This is a genomic window from Paenibacillus sp. S25 (genome assembly GCF_019454085.1).
Taxonomy (GTDB): domain Bacteria; phylum Bacillota; class Bacilli; order Paenibacillales; family Paenibacillaceae; genus Paenibacillus; species Paenibacillus polymyxa_B.
Window position 1 is genome coordinate 3,223,616 of record NZ_CP073683.1, and the last position, 26,249, is coordinate 3,249,864.

The following is a 26,249-nucleotide window of genomic DNA, read 5'->3' on the forward strand; positions in this document are numbered from 1 at the left end:
TGTGATTTCAATGAATCTCATCCCTTATATCCCTTACGGTATAAGGGATTTTCAACGTATAACCTTTATAATGCTGATAAATCCGCTGGACAATAATATCCACTTTCTCCAAAAAGGAAAGAGGGCGGTACTCACAGTCATAGATATAACGAATATCCACTGCGGTAACGAGATAACTTCCATCTTCTTCACCTTGTTGTGAGTACCTCATTTCGGCCAAGTCATAAGTATCCAGTAAACGTGATAGTGCATCAGCGCCAAACTTCTGCTGGTATTGGTAAAATATAATTTCGAATTGATCCTGTATGCTAAACAACTCAGGTCTGGAGAATGGCATAACAGTATCGACGATTTTCTCGTTTAAGCCGTAACCGTTAATCAGAAGCTCAGCCATCAGATTTTTAACAAAACGTTTATCACCAATGCTGCCATTGGCACAGTCCTTTAACACCCTGCGTAGTTCCGCCCTTTGATGGATACGCCGTCTATATTCCTCTTCATGCAATCCGGCATCCGCCATCTGGCTATGACTTAGTTCATGAAGTGCATTTTTGATATACTCTATTAATGTTTCGAATGTGGCATCTTCGTTCTTTTTTTCTACCCGAAGGGTTGAATGTCGCGAGCGAAGATTCCCTCGGTATTTAACAATAATCAGTACGATGCACATCAGTACTATACAGGTAAGAATCAATCCGTTGATCATTTGAGCGGACAGCATTTAAGCGCCCCTCTCCAAAGCCTTGAGCCGAAGATCGGACTCTGCCGCCTCCAGAATAGCTTTGCTGATATGCCGTATACTCTGTGCCCATCCCACGGGCATAAAAAGCTTGCGGTGCTGCTCTTTTCCACTTCGCACCTCACGCTGCACATGGCCGATCACATCCCTGCGGTTCCATGCGTCCATAAATTCGGTGCTATAAGGGACTGTATACAAAGCACCTTTGTAGCCATATCTCCTGCGAATATTCGTTTCATTCACTTGAGAATGCACATCATATTTCCCAAGTACTATCAATAAGGGTAACGATGAATAGGTAGATAACGGAGACACAGATTCAAAATAAGCGTCTAACTCTCGCATATTCTGAGTGAGTGAAAGAACGGCCAGTTTGGCTCGTGCACATGCTTCATGCTGTACAGCCCCCCACCCTGCTCCACTTCCTGCATCAATCAGCGTTAAATCATAATATTGATTCGCTGTATCCATTACAGCCCTTACAAGTCCTGGAGATAGTAACGGCGGTGCAGCTCCAAAGCTGGAGGTTCCCTCAAGTACATCCAAAGCATGTTCGAGTACAGGCGTCGTATAATTACGAATATTTTCTTTAGAAAGTGTCCCTCGCAGAACTAAACGTGCGGCAGCATCCCAGCCTCCTTCCTGAAGCTGTAGGGTTGGATCGTCCATACCATACTCTTGTATAGGTAATCCTGATTCAATACCGGTATATTTACGACCCAAATGAGTCAATAATAGCCTTCCTCGATATAGATTGCCTATGGTAATTGCTATTGCTGCCGCCAAAGAGCTGCTTCCACTAGCCCCCTTAATGGGGCTCCAAAACAAAATGGTACTCATGCTCTACTCCTTTCCGCACGCTTTAGCGCACGACGACTCACTTTTAATTCCCAACTCATCCATTCCCCAATACAAAGGCATAATTGTTTCTTATACATTCTGGATAGCGGTTTTAGTAGTAGCTGTTTTTTATGCTCATTTTCCAGTTTCAGAGCAAGCAGCCCCTCATCCCATGGCAGTACATATGGCTCTTGCTGCCAAGAAGCTGGGAAATGGTTCATGTATTCCCACAGGTACGGCTCCTCCACACCACAATCCACAGCCTGTAAAAATAGCTTGTGAAATACAAGATCTTTAGGAAATTCAGGTTGACTGAATAAATGCTCAAGCCAATTCTGTCCGTTATGCATTAGCATGCGGCTATAATCACTGACCCAAACTCGCAGTTCTGCCCTTTTCCAAACAGAAATTGGGCAAAAATCAGGTAACTCTACATCCAAAATAACAATGTCATAAGCCTGCTCTGCCTTCTGATCAGCCGTCATACCTATATGCAGGTCTTCCCATGCTGTAAATCCAATTGCTACATCAAAACCACTAAACTGCGTAATGGGAAGTGGTTTGTCAAGCATCCCTATGCTATACCGATACCGTCCCCGCAACGTAGCATCCACAAGCAGTACCTGTTGGCCGGAAGCTGCTAATATGCTGCTGATGTATAACAAGGTATCGCTTTTGTCACAAAGCCCGGCAAATATCCATGTTTTCATACTTCCGTTCCTTTTCTCTCATTTATTTGGCATACGGATCAGAGCTTCCGTCATGCGTCAGAATCTTTGTTTGTTCTTGATGATCCTGCTCGTTCTCATATTCATTTCTTGTATCATCAATTCCGCTTGCTGGGTTTTCTATAGTAACACCCGCATGCTGAGCTGCAATTTCCTCACTCAGACTCCTTTCCACGGGCGTTGAAATCACATTGTTTGATGAATTAATTGCATTTTCAAGCGAATCCCGCAGCTGCTTGGACAGCTTTTGTTCAGCAATGTGTATCAAATTCGGATCACTATTCATTAACGCTAACACCTGAGCATTAGGCGGATAGGTCGGGATTGCCTTGGGCTGAAATTGGGGATCGACATATGTCAGAGCATAAATGGATGCTTTATGCAGATAGGCATCAACAATCGCGCTCGAAAGCGATAAAATTTCCTGCTCATTCAAAGTGACCCAGACAATCGGACCTTCCAGTCGGGAAATCTTCTTTTTGGATAATAGAATGTAATCCTGACCTGTTGGAAATTGAATGCGGATATCCACTTCGTCCCCCGACTTCAGGCTGTTGGGTAGTACCACCACCTTCAGCTCACGGTTGCGTAAATCTTTAGGTGTAGGTTCATCAGCAGTAATCATAGCCGATGTAAGTACAGATCCTTTTTTAAGCTCAATCTTGGCTATGGTTCCGGGAACTTCACTTTTATTTGCCAGCAAATTTGATGGAGCCTGAGAACCGGGAACTTTAATTCCCTTCAAATCATTAGATGCAATCTGTTCACCTGGAGAAATGTCACGGACAACCACCCAGCCTTTTTTCGCGGTTCGTTGCTCCTGTTCATACACTTTCCATTTCAGTTCTGCCTCTACCTCAGCCTGTTTCCTGACCTCATTCATTTGATGGATATTAACCATAAGGTAGCCGACAAAGATAATGCCAACAATCCCAGCGCCAATGCATCCGGCGTATAGTTTTTGTTTACTGCTTTTTCTTAGCTTGGACACACAACTTCTCCCCTGCCTCTTTTTGATATATACCTTCTATTTAGCGCCGTCGCTTAAGGAATGCAAAGCGTCTTATCCGGGTATCTGGAATGACTCCGCGAAACAGCTCGTCCAGTACCTGATCCATCTCATCATCCCGTTCGAAGGGATCTGAGTGAAACGGTAGAGCAAATACTTTATCGTGATCCAGCTCCTTACGAAGCCTGCGGACCGCCTCCGAGGTTGCCAATGGCAAGCAGTAATTCCATTTGTGCTGTGGGTGGCGCTGAAGAGATCGGGCTAGCCCTGCTATATCCTGAACTCTCCATTCGGCCCCTGAACCAACGACAAGCGGATAATCAGCTCTCAAGAATTCTTCCAGTCGTTCATTGTCCTGCCCACTCCCCAGATCCAGTACGATAAATTTGTAGGAACCACCCAACAAAGAAATGACATCCGCACGAGATGTTTGTCGCCAGTAATGTACTCCATCAACTTCAAAACGCCGACTTGAACTCGATTGTCCAACGGATGTGCCTTCTACGACTTCTTGAAGTCGAGCAAATGCTTTGGCTGTGCAGTGTAGCTCAACCAAAGCTACGGAGCGGGACCTTCGAGCCAGATAGTGGCTCACCGCAATTGCTGTATGAGTAGCACCGGAGCCAGCAGATACACCCAGTACAGCCACTACCCTTGTACCTGCATAATCCATTGAGGCATCATTAACGGATATTCCTTGTAGAGCAGGCTGAAAATCAGCACTGCGCCGCAGTTCTCCAATGACCTCCCCGGCAGATTGAAATCGTTCCTCAGGATGCTGACGCAGCAGTTTTCGAATCACCGGAATCAAATGGCGAGGCAATTCCCCCCGTATATACCCTTCTACTCCCGCAGTCCACTCGCTATATTTGCCTCCTGTACAGAGATACAATAGCAGCGCTCCCAAACTGTATAAGTCTGAACGAGCATCCGTCTGACCAGCTCCATATTGCTCCGGAGCAGCGAAGCCCACTGTGCCCAGCTTTACCGTATCTTGATCCAGTTCAGCCTTATAGCTCCTCGCTATTCCAAAATCAATCAGTATAAATTCCATTTCCGGTGTCAGCATAATATTCGTTGGTTTCAGATCCCGGTAAATGACTGGCGGTTGACGGGTATGCAAATAATCCAACACATCCAGTACCTGCAAAGCGAATGGGACGATTTGCTCATGTGGAATATAGCCTTGGTAGCCCTTCATGTATGCTTCCAGCGTAATTCCTTCGATGTAATCCATGACCAGGTATACCGCACCAGATGGGGGATGCTCAAAAAAATCAACAATTCTCGGTAAACGTGGATGACTTAGCGAAATCAGCATCTCTGCCTCCGTGCGTACAAGCTTCATCACTTGTGGCCCGGCAACCGATTCCTTCACCGCCCATTGCTTGCCTGGCAGTTTTAAATCCTCTGCCATGAACACGCGGCTCATTCCTCCCGAACCCAATGTGCGAACAATGCGGTAACGCTCACCGACAATTGATCCGAATTCCAACTGTGTTGGTTGCTTCATTTTCTCCTACCTCCTTTCTTAAGCAGACAACGCAAAAAAGGGAAAGCTACCGCAAAATCAAATTTCCATGTCGCCATGAAAATCGTTTTCGCGGGATGCTTTCCCTTGATTTAAACGTGATTATTATTTTTTAAGGAACAATTTGGATTTATTATATAGCACACCTGTATCCATTGTAAAGTATTATTTTCCATACTTGATCATGTACAGGGTGATCTCATCTCGGTTATGGAATAACTGCTTAGCTCGCTGAATCTGCATGCCGGACTCCTCAAATGAAGCAATTACATCATGAATGAGCGCCAAGGGCTTTTTATGCATTAGCTTGACCGTAACGATAGCAGTACCACCACTTCGCAAACTATATAGTAAATCAGTAACGAGCCTTGCCATTTGCTTAGGACTCCAGCTCATATCACAAACCAGCAGATCGAACGAATTCTCTTTAAATTTGACTTCACTTGCATTTTTACGCAAAAAAGTCAGATTGGCGTACTTCATCAGTGATGGCTCCATCTTTGCCGGATCAACCGCTGTAACTTTCAATCCCCGTTCCAGTAAGAAGGAAGTCCATCCACCCGGTGCTGCCCCAATATCCAGTCCCTGATGGAAAGCGCCAAAATCTATGCCGAACGTTGCTTCTGCTTCCAATAGCTTGAATTTGGCACGAGAAATTTGTCCATCTTCTTTTTGAAAACGAACCGCGCCTCCGCTCCAATCCGATAGATTGTCCTCAGGACGCGATACACCTGCATACCACGTATCTGTATCTGCAAAAACGGACACAATAACATCGGCGCCTTGTACTGTCTGCTCCATAGGTAGATCACTTAATTGTTCACTCAATGCCTGCTTGAGCGCACCTGCGCTTTCAGTCCAACTGCTATTAGATCCTTTGCGCACTTGTAAAGAAACACGTTGATCAATCAGTTCCTTGCGGTTACGGATGAATGCAACCAGACGCTCCTGCACCTGAACCAGGTCCGTTCCTTCTTCCTGAAAATGAACAGGAAACAAGTGACGTAAAAACATTGGCGGCTGACTTGTAATTGTCCTCACTGCCTCAATTTCTTCCGCTGGTAATGTAGCCAGAAAAATTTCACCAGGTAAAAGCATCGTGCTTTTAACAGAGCCAAATATTCTTCTAAGCTCCTCTTGAGCATAGGGTGCAAAACCGTGATTAGCTGTACAAACAAATCTTGATGATGACAAAGTAGATTCACTTTGTTCATCTGTACTCATATATAGTTCCTCCAAAATAACATTACCCTCCAGTGCACACCCGAATCCAGGGGCGTTCTCCATCCCAATCCAGCTCAACCGGAACTTCATATGTGTGCATAATCAATTCTTTCGTTAAAACTTCTTTTTTCGGTCCAGCTGCCGCGACCTTACCATCACGAATCAATGCAACATGCGTAAAGAGGGGAACAATCTCCTCAATGTGATGAGTCACATAGACCACTGATAAATCCCGCTTGCGGAGCCGATCAATCTCGACCAGCATTTTTTCCCGCTCAAATAGATCCAAACCAGCACAAGGCTCGTCCATAATTAACAGACGAGGTTCTGCCATCAGTGAGCGGGCCAGCATCACCTTTTTACGTTCTCCTTGAGATAACGTCCCCAGTGGGTGATGAATCAAGTCGCCTAAATTCATACCCTCCAGCAAAGATATGGCCTTTTCTTTTGCCTCAGTCGGAATTTCCTGATAAAAGCGCAAAAAAGCATACGCACCTGTAGCGACCACTTCCCAAACGGGATCTTTTAGCGCCAGCTTTTCCAACAAAGTCTGGCTGATATATCCGATTTGTTTGCGAACTTCCCGCACATCACATTGACCATACATTTGCCCAAGCACTTCAACCGTACCACGACTTGGAAACATATATCCTGTCATCATTTCCAGCAATGTTGTTTTACCGGAACCATTGCGACCCAGAATAGCCCAATGTTCACCTTCTCGTATGTCCAGGCTTACATCGTCCAAAATCCGTCTTTCTTCCCGTTGCAACGTAATGCTCTTCATGGATATCATTCCATCACGCTCCTTATTTTGCTCAGCAAGTGTTCTACAGATTCCATTTTGTAGATGATTTCAGGATTTTTGTTTTCACCATTATATATAAGAAGCGCGGGAACACTGGATATCCGGTACTCCTGTACCAGTTCAGGAATATAATTAATGTTGCTCTGCACCACTGCTTCTTCAGGAAGCAAATGCTCTGCTACCTCCAGCATTTTACGGGCAGCCGCGCATGTTCCGCACATGGGAGTGTACACAAACAAAGCCAGCTTGCATCCCTCCCATATGGCACGGCGCACCTCTTTTTGTCCGATCTCTTTCATCGTTCAGACCCATTTCTGATCTCTCGCATACGCTCCTCGGGTATGGGCCCATTATGCACGGTGACTCCCTCTGGCTTATTCGCATAGAGTAGCTCGTACATGGCTCGCCGCCCCTCTGGACTGGAGGAATGCAAGTAAATTTCACGTGGATATAACCGTTTCCCTGCGATAGCAGCAGCCACATCCTTTCCCGTAGGCTGACCTGGACCCAAATCATAATCTAGCGATAGTATTGAAATAGGGTATTCATGAAGTAGCAGCAGACACTCATCCGCATCTCTTGCCAGCTTAAAGCCCGGAGGACAAGGCCGATAGTCGTCCATAAACAAATACATCAACTTCTCCTCCTTTTTCCCATAAATGCAAGCTCACAAGCCTCAAAGATAGTTATTATCAATTAGACCGATTTACTCCCAGCTTAGAATCATTTGAATATCCTCCTGATGTGTCCCATCAGGTCCCGTCTCACTCTCCAAAACGATAGGAATACCTCTTACAGCCTCCTGATTTGTCATCCAACGCATACCCTCAGTACCAATGTAGCCTTGACCCACACGGGCGTGTCTGTCTTTTTTAGAGCCATAATGGTATTTAGAATCGTTCAAATGAACTCCGCACAGAGCTGACCAATAGCCGAGACGATCTCCTTTTTCGATCAAAGCCTCGTCCATTCCACCGTTCCATAATCCCGCTGCATACGCATGACAAGTGTCCAAGCAAAAGCCGATACTGTCAGGATTCTGGCACAACTGACGGATTTGCACCATTTCCTCAAGCGTGGTTCCCATAGGCCCGTGATCCCCCGCCTGATTTTCAATCAATATTTTAGCTTTTCCTTGCCAGCCTTCCAGCACATCATTAAAACAGTTAATAATGTTACGATAGCCCTCTAGTGGGTCCGACGAATGCATATGCCCAAAATGAACGACGATCCCTTTTGACCCACAGGCTTCAGCAATATCCAGATCATTGCGTAATGAAGCAATCGTCAACTCATAAAGTTCCTGACCACGCTCGGACCCATGAGCCGGGTTAACGGGATATGGTGAATGAGCAATGGATTGAAGCTGGTGCTCTAAACAGTAAGCGTTGCAAGCAGCAGCATCAGTAGCACTCCATTCCTTCAGCCTAAGACTACGAGGATTTTTCGGGAAATATTGAAATGAACGTCCCCCCTGCTCTCGCGCACGCATAGCGGCTTTGGAAAAGCCACCACGCGTACTCACATGGGAGCCGATGAGCAATTTAGGCATCATGCTGCTGTACCGGGCAATAAAATGCTTTTTTCCCCGCCAGTTCAACCCTTACAATTTTTCCGCCACTTGGAGATTCTTCTCCTTCGCGGTCATATACTCGACACTGATGATCAAATCCACCTGTTAGCGTGTCCCCCTCCATTAGAGGCATTTCCATGTACCCGCCTTCCGCAGTAGCTTCACGTAGTACGGATTGAGTGGCATGATATAGCTTTTCCACTTTTTCTGGCGACTGCACAATGTTTTGTACTTTGGAACCCGGTGTAAATCCGGCGATATAAGCAATTTCGTCCGAATAACAATTGCCAATACCCGAGAAAATCTGCTGATTCACCAGTGTTGTTTTCAAAATCCCCCGGCGTCCCTTCAGCCGCGCTGTAAACTTTTCCAACGTCATGCGTCGGTCTAACGGATCAGGTCCCAGGTCTGACAAAGCTTCTTCTGTTTCTTTAGCCGTTAGCAAGTGCAGATAACCTAAGCGCAGTCCGATAAAATAAAGCTTTACTCCACTAAAATCTAATTCGATCTGTACTGTACGATCTGGACGCTGCTCCTCCGTTCCCAGAAATAACAGCCCTCCCAACATCAGATGAAGTACAAGCCGCCCGCCCGTGTTTAAATGAAAAATCAAATGCTTGCCTCGACGTTCTAAATATACAACAGTCGTTCCCAGCAATTGCTTCTCAAATGTTTCCACTTCAGTATTAATGGACTTTTCACGGCTAACCGTCACTCCAGTAATCGGAATGTCCAAAATTTGTTTTGATAATAAGATTCTGTAGTTTTCCATTTCAGGAAGTTCCGGCATATCAACATCTTTCCTTTCGTAGCTACATAGCTTTTAATTCTCGCAAGTTTTGTAAGACATATACTTTCTATTATTTCAGCTCTTCTTTCATCCAGTCCTGCAGTTCAGCGAGATTTTCAAACATCAGGTCAGGTTTCACTCCAACGGTACGCACATGTTCGTCCATATTAGCGCGGGTCGTCACGCCCGACAGGATCAGAGCTGTTTTACAACCTGCTGCTGCACCTGCCGCAATATCTGTAAGCATATTATCGCCCACAACCAGAGCTTCATCCGCCCTAATGTTTAAGCGGTTCAGCGCATAGTTCATTAATACGCTTGAAGGCTTGCCGATGACAATAGGCTTTACCTGTGAAGCCGCTTCAATTGCAGCTCCAATCGTACCTGCACCTGGCGTTAGCCCATCATGTGAAGGCAATTGGAGATCCGGGTTTGTCAAAATAAAAGTTGCTCCTTCCCGAATCCAACGCATGGCAGCGGCCAGCGCATCATATGTAAATTGACGATCTATCCCCTGCACCACATAATCAGGATGGTTCTCAACAAGCTGCAAACCGGCTCCTGTGAGTGCATCGCGTAATCCTGTTTCACCAATACAATATACACGAGCTCCAGGACTTTGCTGTGCAACATATTGTGCAGCTGCTAACGCCGAAGTATATACTTCATGGCTGGCCGCTTCAATTCCCATACCAACCAAATGCTCAGCCACCGATTCGGGTGTACGTGAAGCATTGTTTGTAACATAAGCATAAGGTATCTGGTCTGTACGCAATCGGGATATGAACAGATCCGCACCCTTGATCATCCGATTTCCATGATAAAGTGTTCCATCCAGATCAATTAGTAACGATTTTATCGCAATCCCCTCCCCCACTTCAAATCCATTCACATCATAGCATTGAAAATTATAATTCATCCCATGAACGATGTTCTCCTTCTTATTTAACCACCTTAATTATTCAGGTCATAAAATAATCGGCCGTCTCCATTCATCTCATCTATCTTAAGTCAAAAATGCTTATGAAGTCCATGAATTGCTGGTAAACCCTCCAAAATGGCGCCATTCCTCGCTAAAAGCCGTCGCTTTCACATGACATAAGTTCACTTCTTCGTCGAAATCCATCGAAGGAGCTATTTCCTCAAAGGAAATCTCCTGTATTTCCTGGTCATGCTTAAGAAATAGAATCCTTTAAATTCGATATATAGAAACTCGAATATGACACGCCTCTATATGTGGTAGAACAAATTCATCCCCCACCACCGTGTACGGGTTCTCATCTCTTGTCGCATCCTGCGCTTTCCCGGAAAATAATTTGGGTGAAAAACAAAGGCACCGGGGCAAGCCCCGGCACCCATGAACATATCTCCTCCAATCGTTTATTAACCGATATCGGGTACCGGTAACAACACATGCTGCTCTGCAAGCAATGAATTGGGAAATATGCTTCGCGCTTCCTCCAGCAATGGCTGAAGCTGCTCCTGATCTTTATACCTAGAACTAAAATGCGTCATGATTAGCTGACCCGCACCTGCGGCTTTTGCAGCTTCCGCTGCTTGAAGCGCCGTACTATGATGATACTCGTATGCTGTATCTGCCAGTTCATGCAGAAAAGTGGCTTCATGCACGACAACAGTTGCATCTTGAGCCAGCACTACCGTATTCGGACAAGGTCTCGTATCCCCTAAAATCGTGATGATACGCCCTTTTTTCGGCGAACCCAGTACATCCTGAGGATGCAAAATAACTCCACCTTCTACCTCCACGCTTTCCCCACGCTTTAACTTACCGTACACCGGGCCGGGCTTAATACCATATCGCTCCAACAGCTCTTGGTTAAGCTTACCGGGCTTATCCATCTCTATAACTCGGTAGCCATAGCTGTCGATCCGATGATCCAGCAAAGCTGATTCCACCCGGAATTGACCGTCATCAAACAGAACCCCGCCCGTATGCTCCACAATATGTAGTTGGTAATTGATACGCGATTGGCTGATCCCTAAAGATAGCTCGATATATTGCTGGATTCCAGGCGGTCCATATACCGTCAGTGGTGTCGTTCCCCCCTGATACGCCCTGCTCGACAGCAGTCCCGGCAGACCAAAAAGATGATCCCCATGCAAATGGGTGATAAATATTTTTTCAAGTCTGCTTAGTTTGAGCGGCGAACGCAATACCTCTTGTTGAGTGCCTTCCCCGCAGTCGAACAGCCACATGCTTCTTCGTTCTTCCAGCAAACGAAGAGCGATGGACGTTACATTTCGCTGAATCGTAGGCACTCCTGCATTTGTACCGAGAAAATAAAATTCCATAACATTAACCTTCTTCCTGCTGACCAGCAAAAAACCTCCGAAGCTCGGAGGGTATTTGCTATCCCATCTGATAAAGGTGTTAAACCTTTTCGACGTTAAAATACTGCGCCTGAGGGTGGCTGAACACCATGGCTGATACAGAAGCCTCCGGTTCCATCATAAACCCTTCCGTCAGCTCAACGCCAATATCCTCAGGTTTTAACAACTGGAACAACGGTCCCTGATCCTCCAGATCTGGACATGCTGGATAGCCAAAGGATACCCGTATGCCTTGATATCTGGCACCGTGTCGCTGTTTCATTGTCATATCGGCAGGGTCTGGGAACCCCCAGCTATCCCTGATAATATGGTGAAGCCGTTCCGCTAACCCTTCTGCTACTTCGAGTGCTACCGCTTGAAGTGCATGCGAGCGCAGATAATCCCCTTTATCTTTCCACCGGGTAGAAATCTGCTGAATCCCATGACCAGCTGTAACGACCATGAAACCTACATAGTCCATAACCCCGGATTCCACTGATTTCAAAAAATCAGCCAGACATAGATAAGGCTCTACCTGCTGACGCGGGAATGTAAATGTGTGCAGTACCTTGCTCACATCCGACGGATCATAGATCAGAATTTGGTCTCCTTGGGACTGCGCTGGAAAGAAACGATACATAGCATGTGCCTGGATGATTCCGTCTGTCACAGCTTCAAACATGATGCTGTCCACGGTTTCCTTCAACTGAATCGCTTTCGGATCTTCCGAAGCCAGCAGCTGCTCAACATTTCCTTTTAAACCAAGATGATGCCCCATTAGCATCTGCATATTCACGTAAGGCAAAATATAATTCAGTGGATAATTACGCAGTACATGACGATCCGTATCTGGTGGAATATAGACGGGCAGATCCTGAGCAATGTTAGAGCGCACAGCCCGAGTGAGCTTAGGGAGCGGCTTGGCTTCCACGACTATTGCCGCTTCAGCCTCCCGCTCAGCCTCCATGTCCTCAGCCATTTTTTTGCGGGACTCAGGATTCATTAGCTTGTTGGCAATATCCAGACCATCCATAGCATCTTTTGCATAGGCAACCAGACCATCATACTCAGGACGGATACGATTTTTAGTGAACTTACGTGTTAAAGCAGCTCCACCAACCATTATTGGAATATCAATATTCGCATTTTTCAAATCCTGTGCGGTCAGCACCATTTGTTGTGCCGATTTAACAAGCAGTCCGGATAAGCCAATCATATCGGCCTTTTCTTCACGGTAAGCCTCAATAATGCGTTCTGGTGGTACTTTTATACCCAGATTCACGATATGGTAACCATTGTTGGATAGAATAATCTCCACCAGATTCTTACCAATGTCATGCACATCACCTTTGACTGTAGCCAACAAAATCTTACCTTTTACTGAGGATTCATTCTTCTCCATGAACGGCTCTAAATAAGCCACGGACGCCTTCATCACTTCAGCGCTTTGCAGCACCTCCGCAACAATCAATTCGTTATTGTTAAACAGTCGTCCTACTTCCTCCATCCCCTTCATCAGCGGGCCGTTAATAATCTCCAGCGAAGAATATTTCACGAGCGCTTGCTCCAGATCCGGAATGAGTCCCTCCTTACTTCCCTCGACTACATAGGAAGCCAGTCGTTCTTCAAGCGAAAGGTTTGATATCTTTTCTTTTTTCTCCACTTTCTTGTTACGGAAAGCTGCTACAAAAGCGGATAAAGTATCGTCATTTGTTTTATAGATCAAGTCTTCCGCAAGTTTCCGCTCATGCTCTGGAATGGATGCATAACGTTCAAGCTTCTCAGTGTTTACAATCGCATAGTCCAGACCTGCTTTGGTGCATTCATATAAATAGACGGAATTGAGCACTTCACGACCCGCTTCCGGCAAACCAAAAGATACGTTACTGATGCCCAGGATGGTATGTACCCCGGGAAGCGCTTCTTTAATAATGCGAATGCCCTCAATGGTTTCCTTAGCTGAACCGATATATTGCTCATCACCTGTTCCTACTGGAAATACGAGTGTATCAAAAATTAGATCCTCCGCTGCCAAACCGTAACGGTTCACCAACAGATCATAAGAACGTTTAGCTACCTCAAGCTTATCCTCACGTGAAATAGCCTGTCCACGTTCATCAATTGTTCCAACAACAACAGCGGCGCCGTACTTATGAATAAGAGGAGCCATTTTCTCAAATTTCTCTTCACCATCCTCCAAATTAATGGAGTTAATTATTGCCTTGCCTTGCGAATATTGAAGTGCTTTATCAATGACTTTAATATCCGTAGTATCAATCACTAAAGGTACCTTTACCTTGTTTACAACCAGTTTCAAAAATGCTTCCATATCCGTCATTTCATCGCGATCCGGGTCCTGCACACAAATATCAATGACATGCGCTCCGCTTTTTACCTGAGCACGGGCAATTTCAGATGCCTCTTCATATTTGCCTTCCACGATCAAACGCTTGAATTTGCGGGAGCCCAGAACATTCGTTCGCTCACCAACCATATACGGACGATTGTCCTGTTCAATATATACAGGCTCAATGCCCGATACGGCAGGAGGATGATGACCTACCAGCGGACGCGGCTCAAACTGCGCCATACTTTCACTCATAACTCGAATATGCTCAGGCGTGGTACCACAACATCCCCCAGCAATATTCAACCAACCTTTTTCAGCGAAAGCAGCCATTTTACGTGCTAATGAATCAGGCGATTCATGGTATTGGCCATTTTCATCGGGCAAGCCCGCATTTGGATAACAGCTAATAGCTGCAGAGGACATTTCAGACAGAGAGCGAATATGATCACGCATAAACTCTGGACCTGTAGCACAATTCAACCCAATCGAAATTGGATGTAAGTGTTCCAGTGATATGGAAAAGGATTCGATATTTTGTCCGGCCAACGTCGTTCCCATAGGCTCAATCGTGCCTGAAATCATTAGCGGAAGCTCGATACCTGTCTGCTCAAAAGCTTGCCGAATTCCGATGCTTCCAGCTTTGACGTTAAGCGTATCCTGTGAGGTCTCCAATAGCAGTACATCGACCCCGCCTTCAATAAGCGCCAAGGCCTGCTCTTGATAGCTTTCAATCAGCTCAGCAAATGTAACCCCACCTGTGACAGACAAGGTTTTCGTGGTTGGGCCCATAGCTCCTACTACAAAACGTGGCTTGTCCGCAGTGCTGTATTTATCCACCGCGTTACGCGCCAGTTTGGCCGCCACCAGATTAATTTCACGGGCACGTTCGGGTATATCGTAATCCGCCAAAACGACGGATGTTGCTCCAAATGTATTCGTTTCAATTAGGTCTGCTCCGGCCTTCAAGTATGCTTCATGAATCCCTTGAATGACATCCGGTCTCGTTAAGACCAGCATTTCATTACAGCCCTCCAACTCTTCCCCACCAAAATCATCGGGGGAAAGGTCTTCCTGTTGAATCATGGTGCCCATGGCCCCATCAAGAAGGAGTATTCTTCGTTGTAATGCATCCTGCAAGCTAACTTTATCCAAATTTCTTCACCCCCGCAAAACGTTAAATCCTAGTTTAGCAGAAACCGTATCATTTAGATAGATTGAAGTAAAAACATACGTTTTATACAGGTTGTTCTTTGTAAAAACGACTTCTCTAATCCATTTTTACAGTTTGTAGCATTAAAGAACGCACTTAACCCTGCAACCTTTAGCTATAGTCATTTGCATTATAAAATGTTGAAATCCTGTATTGTACAACGTTTCAAGACATGGTATTCTTTATACAACATTAATCCAAGTGGAAAAGAGGGAATAAATATATGGCCGAAATCTTAATACGTAATACAAACAAACGAATTAGCGGTGAAGAACAAGTACGTGAATTTCTGGAGAGTCACGAGATATTGTATGAACATTGGGATGCTTCCAAATTGTCTGGGGAGCTGCAAGAAAACTTTACCTTAACAGATGATCAAAAGGCCGCTGTTCTCAAAACATTTGAACCCGAAATCAAGGATTTAGCCGCACGTCGCGGATATAAAATATGGGACGTTATCACTTTATCTGAAGCAACACCGAATTTGGACGAGCTACTGGCCAAGTTTGAGCAAATTCACACCCATACCGAGGATGAGATCCGTGCCATTGTCGCTGGTAAAGGCATCTTCATCATTAAAGGCCCTGAAGAGATCGGCTATTTTAACGTAGAGCTTTCACCGGGGGACGTTATCTCCGTACCTGAAAATATACCTCACTTCTTCACTTTAATGGAGAATCAAAAGATCGTCGCAATCCGCTTGTTCATCGAAGAAAATGGCTGGATTGCCGAACCGTATGAAGATCCAACCTTCATTAAAGCATGATTACGAATTTATCCTTGTGTGAATAAAAAAACTCCCTCTGCTCTGTAACAATCGAGCGAAGGGAGTTTTCTTAATACTTGTTTCTAAAGACTATGGATTTCTTATTTTAACGATTGAATAATTCCGTCCAATTCAGACAGATGCTTGATCTGGAACTTCGGCTTGATCTCTGTGGTATTGGTTTTAGCGTTTCGGTTCACCCAGACTGAGTGTACACCTGCTGCCAACGCTCCTTGAATATCAGTCGTCAGTTTATCTCCTACCATTAAAGCATGTTCAGGCTCAATACCAAGAAGCCCCAAAGCATGCTGGAATATAGACGGATCAGGCTTGCCTCGACCAAATGAACCTGAAATGACAACATGATCAAAGAAAGGAGCTAATTGAGGAACTCCATCCAGTTTCTCCTGTTGTAGATCAGGGGAGCCATTTGTCAGCAATAACAGCTTGTAATGTCCCTTCAATTGTTCTAGAATTTCAAACGTTTCTTCATATACATGTGGACGCGCACGTCTTTCCGAAGCAAATTGGGCTGCCAGCTTTTCCGCCAACTTCTCATTATCTATCCCTAGTTGCTGGAGTCCTCTGCGCCATGATTCCTTTCGATAAACAGGGGCCAACTGTTCCAATTGGCGGAATTCAGGTTGCTCACCTGCTGTAAAATTCGCCCACAATCCTTCAAACGGATTAATGCCGATCATTTGAGTAAAACTAAAGGTTTCATAGGATTCATACAAAGCGCGTGCTTCTTTACGTACGGCTTCCTCCAGAGTTTTTGGATCAACACCTGCTTCACGGGAGCCTGTTTGACACGCTGCATCAAATGCCTCTTCTACACTACGTTCATCCCACAAAAGGGTATCATCAAGATCAAACATTACCGCCTGAATCGTCATCTGAATTATCCACTCTCTTTCCACAGTATATGTACGCCTATTTGCTTGATTAAGCATTTGAATCGTTATGTGTGCCCATATTAAGCAAGCGGCCGCAGCATGTTATATGAAATAACATCATACGGCCTTTGTTACAGAGCTACAGGCTAAATCAGTTATTTCTTGTCTACCTGTATCTGATTGGATAGCGCAAACTTCTCAAGTCGCTCTGCAATGGCATCCGTGTCATAGCGACCTAATGATTTTGTGAAAATAAAATTACCGCCCTTACCTTTTCTTTCAACAGTTACGTAACCCTTTTCAATCTTGATGGCTTTCATGTCCCCTGCCGTCATTGGACGTTCTCTACCACCTTTCAGCATATAGAGAGTATCCTTTCCCACTTTCAGATAAGGACGACGGATAAAAAAGATAACAGCCAGCATCAAGTACAGGCCGAATACAAGCCAATCCATCCCTCGCATACCGGTCTTAGTCAAAAAGTAACTCATAAGCATGTACAATACAGAAAGACCAGCCAGCATAATTGGCACAGTAATGTTACGGCCACGGAAAATATCCATTGCAGAACCTGTGCCGCTAATGGTTTGAATACCTTGCTTTTTGCGCGATTTATTTAAATGCGCTGTGTTTTTGCGTACTTTTCTTTCAAATGATCGGGCCATCTCTCAATTCCTTCCCAGATATATTACATTAAAACAATTGCCTCAAAGCTGATCTATATAGATACCATGAAAGGTACCTAAAACAAAAGGCAAATTGCAGGCTTGGGCGCTTTAACAACATTAATGCTTCAGCCCGTCATTCCCTTTCGATGTATCATCGTCCACAAATTCAATCGTCTCAAGCTGCTGCCTAAAATTACGGCGAATGTTACCTAAATAAATTTCCCGAAGATTGGCGCGCTCTGTGGCTTCCACTTCCGTCAAACCCTCGGATTTTGCTTTGCGCGCTAATTCATTAATGCGCTGTACCAAGCTGTCTATATCCAAATTGTGTCCCCTCCATAAAAGCAAAGATATAATACACTTTGACATGTAGAAAAGAGCTTGTCAAGGCTCCCGTATTGCGCTCCCTGACAAGCTCTAATAGTCTATAGATCAGAAGTTAGGAAGCTTGAGTACCTGACCTGCCTGCACTCCCCGATCCTCCAAACTGTTAATCCGCACAATTCCTTCTATATATACCCGTGTATCCATTCGTTCCGGTTTATGATTTGCGGCAATCTCCCACAACGTATCCCCAGGTTGTACGGTCAGTTTAGTCACTTCTTCTTTGGAAGCTGAAGGTGCTGCGAAAACCGTAAGTACACCTGCCCCTGCAATCCAAGCAACAATCATTATAATAAGAAGCTTAAGTAAAAGAGTATTGGTAATAATCTGCATAAAACGCGCTCTCCCCTCTTTTCGGGTCTCCTGTAAATTTTCTAAATTCATCGGAAAAATACTTTGATAAGTGCTATATTTCATCATTGGCTGTGTCCTCCAAACGTTTGTTCTTATGTTTTCACAATATAACACGAACATTTGTTTTGTTCAATAGAAAAGAGAACAAAAGTTCGCAATTATTTTCAGGGATTATTTAGAACTTATGTTTGTACGAACGGAGGTTCTATGCTATAATTTTCCCAAACGTTACTAAATGGGGTTGATACGGTATGTCTAAGATTTCGAGCCGCCAGCAGGCCATTCTTGAATTTATCCGCAATGAAGTGCGTCTAAAGGGATACCCCCCTTCTGTACGCGAAATAGGCGAGGCTGTCGGATTAGCCTCCAGTTCTACGGTTCATGGTCATTTGGATCGTTTAGAGAAAAAAGGACTCATTCGCCGCGATCCTACAAAACCACGGGCTATTGAGTTACTCGGTCAAGACGAATCGGATAACAGCAACTTGATTAATTACTCCATTAGTCGTGTCCCCGTCGTCGGCAAAGTAACCGCTGGTCTTCCTATTACGGCGACAGAAAATATTGAAGATTACTTTCCTCTTCCCCAACACTTTGTTGGTGAGGATAAAATATTCATGTTATCTGTTGTAGGCGAAAGCATGATTGAGGCTGGGATTGCTAACGGAGACTATGTAATCGTACGTCAGCAGCAGACCGCTGATAATGGTGATATTGTTGTAGCTATGACAGATGAAGACGAAGCTACAGTTAAAACCTTCTACAAAGAAAAAGATCATATCCGGCTTCAACCTGAAAATCCAGCCTTTGAACCGCTTCGCCTGACACACGTCAGCATTTTGGGCAAGGTTGTAGGACTCTTCCGGGACTTCCACTGATTTCTCGTTCTTTCTTCCCCGTTATTCTTTCCACTAATACAAAACCGGCTGCCTAGGGCAAGCCGGTTTTGTATTGCTATTATGTATCTCACAACTATTTTTTCATTTCAGCAACCTATTCCTATTTTTTCTACTATAAAATCAGCCTCCTCATCTCAAATAATCCCCCACTGATCTTGAGCAGCTATACTGTCATGGGCAAAACTAATAGATCTTTTTTTGTTTTAGATAAATATGGTATATTAATTACTCATAGCTCTGTAGGAGGAATTAAATGAAAAAACTTGTAATTTCAGCGTTTGTTGTGATATTTATTGCCATAAGCTGTGTAGTTCCAACAATGGATCATTTGTATGCAAAAGAGAACTCCCACATAACAACCTACGACCGTATTCAGTACATACAAATACTTATCCATTTCAGGTATTTAGAAAAGCAACTCGAAGCTGTAATTTTCGAAAGAAATAATTATCCAGAAGACAGCCAAGAATATAAACAGCTCTCTGAACAACTGAATCATATTCTTGCTCAAGAGGCGTACTACGAGAAAAAACTTAACACTCTTAATAGTAAATCATTTTCATACTAACTGCCTATTATCTTTATCTATACTATTAGACTCATGCCGACCTGCCTGTAACATTCTCCTGCAACGTAAAGTTGAAAAGGCGAAGACAGGTTCGCATGAGTTTTTTATTAACCATTAGGAATATAGGTACTAGCTTCTTTTTGCTTTTAATAGATTTATGCTGATACATTACTATCACAATTGACATATGTATATAGCAGAACTAAGCAAAGGAGATATGCAGATGATCAGAAATAGAGTTAAAACGTATAAGCATCGCATCGGGAAAAACAGATATCTGGTCGTTAAAGTCTTTCAAGCCGCAGCTGCTAAAACAGGAAGCGGAAATGCACTAGCAACCAATGCCTTGAATATCAAAATTTCCAAGCGTAAGCATAAACGCCACTAAGATTTAACCGCACCTTCATTTCTTTGAAGGGAGGTGATAATATGAGCAGAAGACATTGCAAACGTGATTTGAGAAGAAGAAGATTAAACATCCGTTCCACTCAAAGAGCCATTGCGCGTGCAAGAGGTAACGCACTGGCTGTTAATCTGTTTAGCGTAAATGATAGACAACGCAGACGCTAATAATCGTTTTCAAGCAAAAGCGGGAAGGATTCTTCCTGCTTTTTTTGTGTTAAACGATACACCCAACTCCTAAATTCCATAGAACTGCTAAATTCAGTTGCCTTCCTTTAAATACCATCGACATATTCAACTATGCTTCCACTAGTTAAAACAGAAGCGAAATAGTACCCAGTCAAAGCAGCAAAATTCTTGACTCAAAAACTTTGTGTACAACTGACCACACCTATAGCCCTCAAACTTGCTTCAGCTTTTTTCACTTAAGTATTCTGGCTGTAAATCCGTCCAGGATTTGTACGTTGCTGCATTGTTTGCTCAATTTTTTATTTTTAAATTTTATAAGGCCCCACTTGCCCACCACCGTATTCCACAACCTCCATCATATCCTACTCAGCGGCTGGACTACAGATGCTCTTATCTGACTTAATGCAGCTGAAAACAATTCGATATTCGATCAACACTTCTGTAGCTTTTGCTGCACCTTCTTTTGCAGATCAGGTCACAAGTGACACTTATAGTTCATTACAAGACTCAAATAGAAGTTTAGAGTCTGTTACGCCTTTTGCTAATGTTGAATATGTCGTTACTGTAAATACGGCCAATCTCAAAGATGCGGGAACAGACTCGAACATCTCTATAACTCTGTATGGTTCTAATGGAGATTATGCTACCGCTACACTCAATGGTAGCTTTGAACAAGGAGATTCCGATACAACAAGAATCAGCACTAGTAACCTAGGTGACATCAGAAAAATTACTATTAGAACTGATGGATCTGGGTATAAACCAGGTTGGAAAATCGCTAATGTCAAAATATCTGGAAACGGGAAAACTTTCTCATTTGCAGGTCCTAACCGTTGGCTTGGTGACGGCGGTTCCGCAGATTCCGAAACACTTTTTCCATCCTAAAAACAAATATTCATACAAAAGACTCTGTCGATATCTGGATAGAGTCTTTTTGTTTTGGATGAATAATCCTACTAAAATTGTATCGCCGTAATTATAACCCCATCTCAAGAATCAATTTTAATAATAAACTCACTAATGGGAAAAATGTTATGTAAATTTGCCATATAAACAAAAGCTAAGAAATGACCGCTGGAAAAGTATATTGAATCTTCTTAATACTATACTGAAAGATATGCAAAGTATCGTGCGTATTATCCAAATAAAAGACTTTTACCAGTTATTGTTGCAAACTAATAAGGCCCTATCTGAGATTAGATTTAGGTATTAGGAAGGATTGTACCCATTCTATGAAACATTCCCCTTCTTACAAAATACAATAAGCGCAAATCTATTATGGCAGGAAATCCACCAAGTATTCGCCAAAAGAGAAGCGAATACTGTGGCTATTGCCAAATAGCTTATGCGCTCATTGAGTTCAACTATTTGCCATCCATGAGTGAAGTGGTATTATCCAACAGTTCTTTTCACGAATTAAACCCAAAGTGATTTAGTGATGATAACTAAGAGAATAAAGAGCACTAAAATTGCCGCTGTAGAAGTCCATACACCGCCGCCACCTGCACCTTCATATGCACCCATGTCTTAAACCTCCTTTATTTGTCGTTCACCTTAATATATGTATAAATACGTTCAGTGATAGGGCATGCAGGTAAACAAAATAAAGGCTCACACCCAGATAAACCGGTAGAGCCTAATAATCTTTATAAAAGAATTAATTTCAAGATGATTACCAACAAAATGAAGAGTGCCAAGACAGCAGCTATCGATGTCCAAATCTTCCCGGCCGTTTCTTCGTAGCCTCTTTCTACTCCTCTCACACGTAACGCCTCCTTTGTTTACTCCACAGGCTATGCGAGGTTTTGTTTATGGGATGGACTTCTAGGAAAATAAAAAAACACCTTATCAGCGTATCCAGCAAGGTGCCAATGATAAGAACTTTTACTATTGCCACAACTAAAGAACAACAAGAAGGACTCCTACAGCACTTAGCTGATAGAGTCCTTCTTTATATCTGCCTTAATTCAATTTAATTGCATTGAGTTATGGCTTCGAGTATATATTTTTCACTCCTCAAGATTCAATTAATGAATTCTACTATATTCCAAAACAATAAACACCCCGTCAGTGCATGCCATTAGGGTATCACCCATTCTTTCGGATTATGCAACGATTTGGTGATATTTCAAAAGAATTTATGTAAGGTCAGGCTGCTCGCCTTACGATATTAAACGTTCTGTCCAGTTCCAAGTACCTTGGCTTGTTACTTTGATCTTATCCCCAACGATAAAAAGGCCGTATTTTGACGGTCTTTCATGAGTTTTAGATACGCTTCCTTATGTTCCGGTATGTTGATGCGGCTGCTTACCCATAATCCATTACCTTCGAGTCTTTTTGACATGTATGTAGCCTCCTGATGTGTTATGCACAAATTATATTCTGCGTACAAAAAATAAACTCTAGATCATTGGAGGTTTAATACCGTATAATGCCTATTTCTAGACGAGGAAAATGTAATGATCTTTTGGTCACCATCCCAGCCCTCTATGATTACAATATAGAGCGCATATCGCTTTGTTGTCCCCTTCTTCCCAAAGCCAGCAAACACGTGCCTTTATGTCCCCACTACACTGCTACCTGTCTTTATCTCCAGTTCGTTCATGTTGGGCACCCGTCTTCGCTCAGCAGAATTATTGTAGAGTATTGGTAGTAGCGTTCGATATCAGGTAACAAAGCGTTCAACTTCTTTGTTACCCGGCGTTTCCGTATACTATTACAGATCAGAACAATGAACGACGAAAGCGGGCACAACTATTATGCAACAATAGCGGAATAGACGGTTGCCAAAGTTACACTAAACTTTTGCGGAAGTTTACGATGGCGCACGTAAAGCCATGGAAAGAATATGGGGGCGATATTCCTGAGCCAATAGGATAAGACAAGAATAGCAGTAAATTTAATGTGTGTATTCCTAAAAGCCTACGTCGTCCATTGTCCAAAGGAGCTGCTGCCGAAAATTCTCCCTTGAACCAGCATCGCCTTTACAAATTGAGCAAATGAGGGATTTACAATAAAGTTCGGACCTCCCCCCCCATTAACCCAGCCTAAACAGACGCATCGCAGTTCGTGCCAGCCTTAAACGGCAGGTCATTCACCGCATTGGTGCCAAGATACCAAAGGCTGAGGATAGCTGCGAGTTCCCAAAAAACAGTTTTCAATAAAGCGTACAATCGCACCACGTTAGATACATTTAACTAATCAGGAAATTATCCAAGTAGGAGGAAATAACCATGGCATTTGAAGGCTATAGAGAAGACGAGCGAGAACATTGGTTTGACTGGCCATTTCCCTTGTCGGTATCAATACTGTATGTGGATGCGGATGTAGATAAAACAGAAACGAAATGGTACCTCATAGACGAACAAGAAAAACACTTGATCCGAATTAGGGATGAAAAACAAATTGAACTGCTTCATCACTGCATGTATGGAGTCTTATTAAATGACGAGAAGATCAACTGGATTATTGATAAAAATGGCGGTAGATTTACCTATCATGATGGTGTGGAAGATTTTATCAAATTCCAGAAAGAATACCTTGATACATTATAAGAGGCGTGAACAGTTAAAAGCTCTACCGACCAATTAAGGTTAGCAGAGCTTTTAAATTTATTTAGAATATTCACTTACTTCAAATGTTAGGATACGATCATATAGCATGTAATCCTTTCGGCTGCTGAATGGACCTTTATTATTATCGTGTTTATTAATGGCGTATGAAGCCGATCCAGAACCAGCCTGCTTGCCCTCATACCATGAGATAAAGTCATTGACCTCTTTCATGCTTAGGTCAAACTCCTTTTCCAAACCAGTTGTCATAGTAACCACCAGAATTGCACGGTCCCCAGTTGGTAGAGATGGATCAGTTGGTTCGGGAGTTGGTGTCGGCTCAGGTGTGGAACCGTCAATCTTCCCGAATATCTCTATAGTATTAACCGGAGAATTAGCCAATGTACTCTGACTTCCTCCAATAACGTAAATTTGTCCACCTAATGTTATAGCCCCTGCCCCACTTCTGGCTTGCTTTAAGCTAGCCTCAGGAGACCATTTATTCTGTTCAAAATCAAAGGATTCTACTGTATTAAGTTCATAACTACGTCCACCTGCTTCAGTTTTTCCAGCAATAGCAAATACTTTATTGGAATAAATGACAGCTTGGGCCCCTCCACGTGCTGTCAAAAGATTGGGTTAAGTTGACCAGTTATCGTTATCGAGATCATATTCAAGAAATGTGTTTAGTGAAACATTTGAATTATTATCAATATGTCTACCTGCTACAAGATAGATTTTGTCCTTATGTACAACTGCAGAGGAACCATGAAGTGTATTCGGCATAGGTTTCTTCGTTGACCAGCTGTCGGAAGCCGGATCATATACTTGGACAGTAGCAACTGAACGCGTATTTGTTGTCATCCCACCAAACACATAAATCTTTCCCTTATGCAAAACACTTGTCAACGAACCTAAAGCCTGCGGCATAGCTTTCCTAACACTCCATGTATCTGTCTGAGTATTGTAAACTTCAACATTATTTACTGAGGAGCCTCCTGTCCAGCTAAAGGCATTACCTGTATAGCCACCAATAACATAATATCATTTCCATAAACAACGGAAGTTGCTGTAGAACGAGCCGTAGGCATGCTACTTCCTGAGGCCCATATATTATTTTTCGGCTCATAAATTTGAACATCCTTATATGGGTTTGATCCTGAAGAACCACCGAAAATATATATCTTGCCATTCAATTCAGAAACAGCACTTACCGCCTTAGGATTTTCTGTAGTCGTTTTAATCGACCATTCATCGCTTACAACTTCTGCTTTTACCTCTAATGCTGACATATTCAAGAACACTATCACTACAATTAAAATACTCCATAATGCTTTAATTTTACTTATCACTTGATCTCCTCCTAGCAATATATTGAACTATTACGAAGATAAATCATTCTTAAAAACCTGTATAAACACAAACTTGCTTATCTATGAATTTATTCTAAATATTTGTATATTTATTTTTTATTGGGTATAAAAAAAGACTCAACCAGTTCCGGTTGAGCCTTTCACATCTACTCTAATTCAAACTGTTCAACGAAAAATCTCTGCCGACCAATTGTGGTTAGCAGAGATTTCTGTTTTATTTGAGCATTCACTTACCTCAAACGTTAAGGATTTTTTAATATTTAATTATAGCTGATCCTGCTTTAGCCCACTCTTTTGATTCTAATTGAATCCATCCATATACTTTTGAATCAGAGTTGATCTTTTGTTTTATCAGAGAAAGGTTCTCATAGCTACTGGAACCGTAAAGACTCCCTGTTTTTGGTGCAATTTTTACTGATAACGTATTTTCTATACTCGGTGTATTTTCATCACTTGTCCAGACCAAACGATTATAATAATTAGCATTAAAAGGATTCTCCAAACCATTAATTGAAAATTTCACTCTTTTCCCTGTAACTGATACATCTGTATATGCCGTGTCATCTTTAAATATTACTGATTGTGATAAAACTATTTCTTTATTTGTAAAATTTTTGTAAGTGTCAAACGTTACAGTTGCTGCATCTGCAGAAGCTGACAACGGAGCAATAACTGAAAACAAGAGAGCGATTGTGGAAAAACATAAAGTAGCTTTCCTTCCTAATTTCATTCTCATTTTTTTGTCCTCTCCTTCTTTTAATACTCATTAATAAACATACAGCTTAATGACTGTCAAAGTAAGGGGAGCTTTGTCTGACATGAAAAATACACATTTGATTAAGTCTTCTTTTTCGCGTCCACTCTAAATTCAAACTGCTCACGAAAGAAATAAGATCCGTTAATCTTAATTAACTCAGGAGAAAACTTCTCCTGGGTACCACCATAGTCTATAACCGATATTAAATCCTCTCCCAATGGCTGAACTACATATACTCTTACCAGACTTAACGCAGCTGCAAATAATTCGATATCCGACTTTAACACTTTATGTGTGGTTAATTCTTAT

30 protein-coding genes and 3 pseudogenes are annotated in these 26,249 nt (G+C 43.0%); 7 read left to right on the forward strand and 26 right to left on the reverse strand.

Annotated elements, in window-relative coordinates:
- Window positions 1-7 precede the first annotated feature (7 nt).
- From KAI37_RS13885 to metH, 14 genes are all read right to left on the reverse strand, one after another.
- The gene (locus KAI37_RS13885) at window positions 8-721 is read right to left on the reverse strand and encodes a hypothetical protein (RefSeq protein WP_258382972.1); all 714 of its coding nucleotides are present in this window, start codon (window positions 719-721) and stop codon (window positions 8-10) included.
- The gene (locus tag KAI37_RS13890) at window positions 722-1,579 is read right to left on the reverse strand and encodes a hypothetical protein (RefSeq protein WP_076293595.1); all 858 of its coding nucleotides are present in this window, start codon (window positions 1,577-1,579) and stop codon (window positions 722-724) included.
- On the reverse strand, window positions 1,576-2,289 hold the full coding sequence (locus KAI37_RS13895; protein ID WP_071641131.1) for a hypothetical protein: 714 nt from the start codon (window positions 2,287-2,289) through the stop codon (window positions 1,576-1,578). Before KAI37_RS13895 ends, KAI37_RS13890 begins: the two co-directional genes overlap by 4 nt.
- A 22-nt stretch (window positions 2,290-2,311) precedes the next feature.
- Window positions 2,312-3,298, reverse strand: a complete 987-nt coding sequence (locus tag KAI37_RS13900) for an SAF domain-containing protein (protein ID WP_220029660.1) — start codon at window positions 3,296-3,298, stop codon at window positions 2,312-2,314.
- 40 nt (window positions 3,299-3,338) lie between these two features.
- On the reverse strand, window positions 3,339-4,829 hold the full coding sequence (locus tag KAI37_RS13905; RefSeq protein ID WP_220029661.1) for a serine/threonine-protein kinase: 1,491 nt from the start codon (window positions 4,827-4,829) through the stop codon (window positions 3,339-3,341).
- A gap of 183 nt (window positions 4,830-5,012) precedes the next feature.
- The gene (locus KAI37_RS13910) at window positions 5,013-6,071 is read right to left on the reverse strand and encodes a 23S rRNA (cytidine(2498)-2'-O)-methyltransferase RlmM (protein WP_076293591.1); all 1,059 of its coding nucleotides are present in this window, start codon (window positions 6,069-6,071) and stop codon (window positions 5,013-5,015) included.
- Between the two features lie 22 nt (window positions 6,072-6,093).
- Window positions 6,094-6,867: an ABC transporter ATP-binding protein gene (locus tag KAI37_RS13915; protein WP_013310533.1), complete on the reverse strand. Its 774-nt coding sequence runs from the start codon at window positions 6,865-6,867 to the stop codon at window positions 6,094-6,096.
- Complete coding sequence (locus KAI37_RS13920; RefSeq protein WP_076264869.1) at window positions 6,864-7,178, reverse strand: thioredoxin family protein; 315 nt, start codon at window positions 7,176-7,178, stop codon at window positions 6,864-6,866. The genes KAI37_RS13915 and KAI37_RS13920 overlap by 4 nt, the downstream gene beginning before the upstream one ends.
- On the reverse strand, window positions 7,175-7,513 hold the full coding sequence (locus KAI37_RS13925; RefSeq protein WP_071641144.1) for a cyclic-phosphate processing receiver domain-containing protein: 339 nt from the start codon (window positions 7,511-7,513) through the stop codon (window positions 7,175-7,177). Before KAI37_RS13925 ends, KAI37_RS13920 begins: the two co-directional genes overlap by 4 nt.
- A gap of 72 nt (window positions 7,514-7,585) precedes the next feature.
- Window positions 7,586-8,434: a deoxyribonuclease IV gene (locus KAI37_RS13930; RefSeq protein ID WP_179085932.1), complete on the reverse strand. Its 849-nt coding sequence runs from the start codon at window positions 8,432-8,434 to the stop codon at window positions 7,586-7,588.
- A complete protein-coding gene (locus KAI37_RS13935; RefSeq protein ID WP_025724124.1) occupies window positions 8,424-9,242 on the reverse strand; it encodes an Fpg/Nei family DNA glycosylase in 819 nt (272 codons plus the stop codon). Before KAI37_RS13935 ends, KAI37_RS13930 begins: the two co-directional genes overlap by 11 nt.
- Window positions 9,243-9,312: 70 nt before the next feature.
- The gene (locus KAI37_RS13940; RefSeq protein WP_081384262.1) at window positions 9,313-10,161 is read right to left on the reverse strand and encodes a TIGR01457 family HAD-type hydrolase; all 849 of its coding nucleotides are present in this window, start codon (window positions 10,159-10,161) and stop codon (window positions 9,313-9,315) included.
- Window positions 10,162-10,625: 464 nt separating this feature from the next.
- Window positions 10,626-11,555 carry a ribonuclease Z gene (gene rnz / locus KAI37_RS13945; RefSeq protein ID WP_071641149.1) on the reverse strand — a complete coding sequence of 310 codons (930 nt, stop codon included), beginning with the start codon at window positions 11,553-11,555 and terminating at the stop codon, window positions 10,626-10,628.
- A gap of 79 nt (window positions 11,556-11,634) precedes the next feature.
- A complete protein-coding gene (metH, locus tag KAI37_RS13950; protein ID WP_071641151.1) occupies window positions 11,635-15,075 on the reverse strand; it encodes a methionine synthase in 3,441 nt (1,146 codons plus the stop codon).
- 281 nt (window positions 15,076-15,356) lie between these two features.
- Here metH and KAI37_RS13955 point away from each other — a divergent pair, with 281 nt between their 5' ends.
- Window positions 15,357-15,899 carry a 1,2-dihydroxy-3-keto-5-methylthiopentene dioxygenase gene (locus KAI37_RS13955; RefSeq protein ID WP_025724120.1) on the forward strand — a complete coding sequence of 181 codons (543 nt, stop codon included), beginning with the start codon at window positions 15,357-15,359 and terminating at the stop codon, window positions 15,897-15,899.
- A gap of 101 nt (window positions 15,900-16,000) precedes the next feature.
- Here KAI37_RS13955 and KAI37_RS13960 read toward each other — a convergent pair whose 3' ends face one another.
- The 4 genes from KAI37_RS13960 to KAI37_RS13975 all read right to left on the reverse strand — a co-directional run bounded on the left by KAI37_RS13960 (window position 16,001) and on the right by KAI37_RS13975 (window position 18,264).
- Entirely contained in the window at window positions 16,001-16,795 is a 795-nt protein-coding gene (locus tag KAI37_RS13960; RefSeq protein WP_220031482.1) for an HAD family hydrolase, read from the reverse strand.
- Window positions 16,796-16,950: 155 nt separating this feature from the next.
- On the reverse strand, window positions 16,951-17,460 hold the full coding sequence (locus tag KAI37_RS13965) for a hypothetical protein (RefSeq protein ID WP_220029662.1): 510 nt from the start codon (window positions 17,458-17,460) through the stop codon (window positions 16,951-16,953).
- A 120-nt stretch (window positions 17,461-17,580) separates the two neighbouring features.
- Window positions 17,581-17,787: a DUF896 domain-containing protein gene (locus tag KAI37_RS13970; RefSeq protein WP_076293586.1), complete on the reverse strand. Its 207-nt coding sequence runs from the start codon at window positions 17,785-17,787 to the stop codon at window positions 17,581-17,583.
- A 108-nt stretch (window positions 17,788-17,895) separates the two neighbouring features.
- Window positions 17,896-18,264, reverse strand: a complete 369-nt coding sequence (locus KAI37_RS13975; RefSeq protein ID WP_220031483.1) for a LysM peptidoglycan-binding domain-containing protein — start codon at window positions 18,262-18,264, stop codon at window positions 17,896-17,898.
- Between the two features lie 188 nt (window positions 18,265-18,452).
- On the opposite strand from KAI37_RS13975, the gene lexA reads away from it, so the two are divergent.
- From lexA to KAI37_RS14000, 5 genes are all read left to right on the forward strand, one after another.
- A complete protein-coding gene (gene lexA, locus KAI37_RS13980; protein WP_013310545.1) occupies window positions 18,453-19,079 on the forward strand; it encodes a transcriptional repressor LexA in 627 nt (208 codons plus the stop codon).
- 274 nt (window positions 19,080-19,353) lie between these two features.
- Window positions 19,354-19,668, forward strand: a complete 315-nt coding sequence (locus KAI37_RS13985) for a hypothetical protein (RefSeq protein WP_071641155.1) — start codon at window positions 19,354-19,356, stop codon at window positions 19,666-19,668.
- Between the two features lie 223 nt (window positions 19,669-19,891).
- A complete protein-coding gene (locus tag KAI37_RS13990) occupies window positions 19,892-20,056 on the forward strand; it encodes a hypothetical protein (RefSeq protein ID WP_013310546.1) in 165 nt (54 codons plus the stop codon).
- A gap of 41 nt (window positions 20,057-20,097) precedes the next feature.
- Window positions 20,098-20,238, forward strand: coding sequence for a hypothetical protein (locus KAI37_RS13995; protein ID WP_167348633.1), 141 nt, complete (start codon window positions 20,098-20,100; stop codon window positions 20,236-20,238).
- Between the two features lie 405 nt (window positions 20,239-20,643).
- Window positions 20,644-21,144 (forward strand): PLAT/LH2 domain-containing protein, encoded by a 501-nt coding sequence (locus KAI37_RS14000; protein ID WP_258382973.1) that lies wholly within the window; start codon window positions 20,644-20,646, stop codon window positions 21,142-21,144.
- A 531-nt stretch (window positions 21,145-21,675) separates the two neighbouring features.
- Here the strand turns inward: KAI37_RS14000 and KAI37_RS14005 are convergent.
- Window positions 21,676-21,783 carry a hypothetical protein gene (locus tag KAI37_RS14005; protein ID WP_023989007.1) on the reverse strand — a complete coding sequence of 36 codons (108 nt, stop codon included), beginning with the start codon at window positions 21,781-21,783 and terminating at the stop codon, window positions 21,676-21,678.
- Between the two features lie 721 nt (window positions 21,784-22,504).
- Window positions 22,505-22,603, reverse strand: a pseudogene (locus KAI37_RS14010) (YolD-like family protein); the annotation flags it as partial.
- Window positions 22,604-23,492: 889 nt separating this feature from the next.
- Here KAI37_RS14010 and KAI37_RS14015 point away from each other — a divergent pair.
- The gene (locus KAI37_RS14015) at window positions 23,493-23,813 is read left to right on the forward strand and encodes a hypothetical protein (protein ID WP_071641158.1); all 321 of its coding nucleotides are present in this window, start codon (window positions 23,493-23,495) and stop codon (window positions 23,811-23,813) included.
- A gap of 57 nt (window positions 23,814-23,870) precedes the next feature.
- Here the strand turns inward: KAI37_RS14015 and KAI37_RS26785 are convergent.
- The 6 genes and pseudogenes from KAI37_RS26785 to KAI37_RS26400 all read right to left on the reverse strand — a co-directional run.
- Window positions 23,871-24,116, reverse strand: a pseudogene (locus KAI37_RS26785) (fibronectin type III domain-containing protein); the annotation flags it as partial.
- Window positions 24,117-24,188: 72 nt separating this feature from the next.
- Window positions 24,189-24,440: pseudogene (locus tag KAI37_RS26790) on the reverse strand (hypothetical protein); the annotation flags it as partial.
- Window positions 24,441-24,449: 9 nt separating this feature from the next.
- A complete protein-coding gene (locus KAI37_RS14025; protein WP_481856619.1) occupies window positions 24,450-24,845 on the reverse strand; it encodes a Kelch repeat-containing protein in 396 nt (131 codons plus the stop codon).
- Window positions 24,794-25,162 (reverse strand): Kelch repeat-containing protein, encoded by a 369-nt coding sequence (locus tag KAI37_RS14030; protein ID WP_220029664.1) that lies wholly within the window; start codon window positions 25,160-25,162, stop codon window positions 24,794-24,796. The genes KAI37_RS14025 and KAI37_RS14030 overlap by 52 nt, the downstream gene beginning before the upstream one ends.
- A gap of 274 nt (window positions 25,163-25,436) precedes the next feature.
- Window positions 25,437-25,919, reverse strand: a complete 483-nt coding sequence (locus KAI37_RS14035) for a hypothetical protein (protein ID WP_220029665.1) — start codon at window positions 25,917-25,919, stop codon at window positions 25,437-25,439.
- 101 nt (window positions 25,920-26,020) lie between these two features.
- Window positions 26,021-26,227, reverse strand: a complete 207-nt coding sequence (locus KAI37_RS26400; protein WP_076293582.1) for a hypothetical protein — start codon at window positions 26,225-26,227, stop codon at window positions 26,021-26,023.
- Window positions 26,228-26,249: the final 22 nt, after the last annotated feature.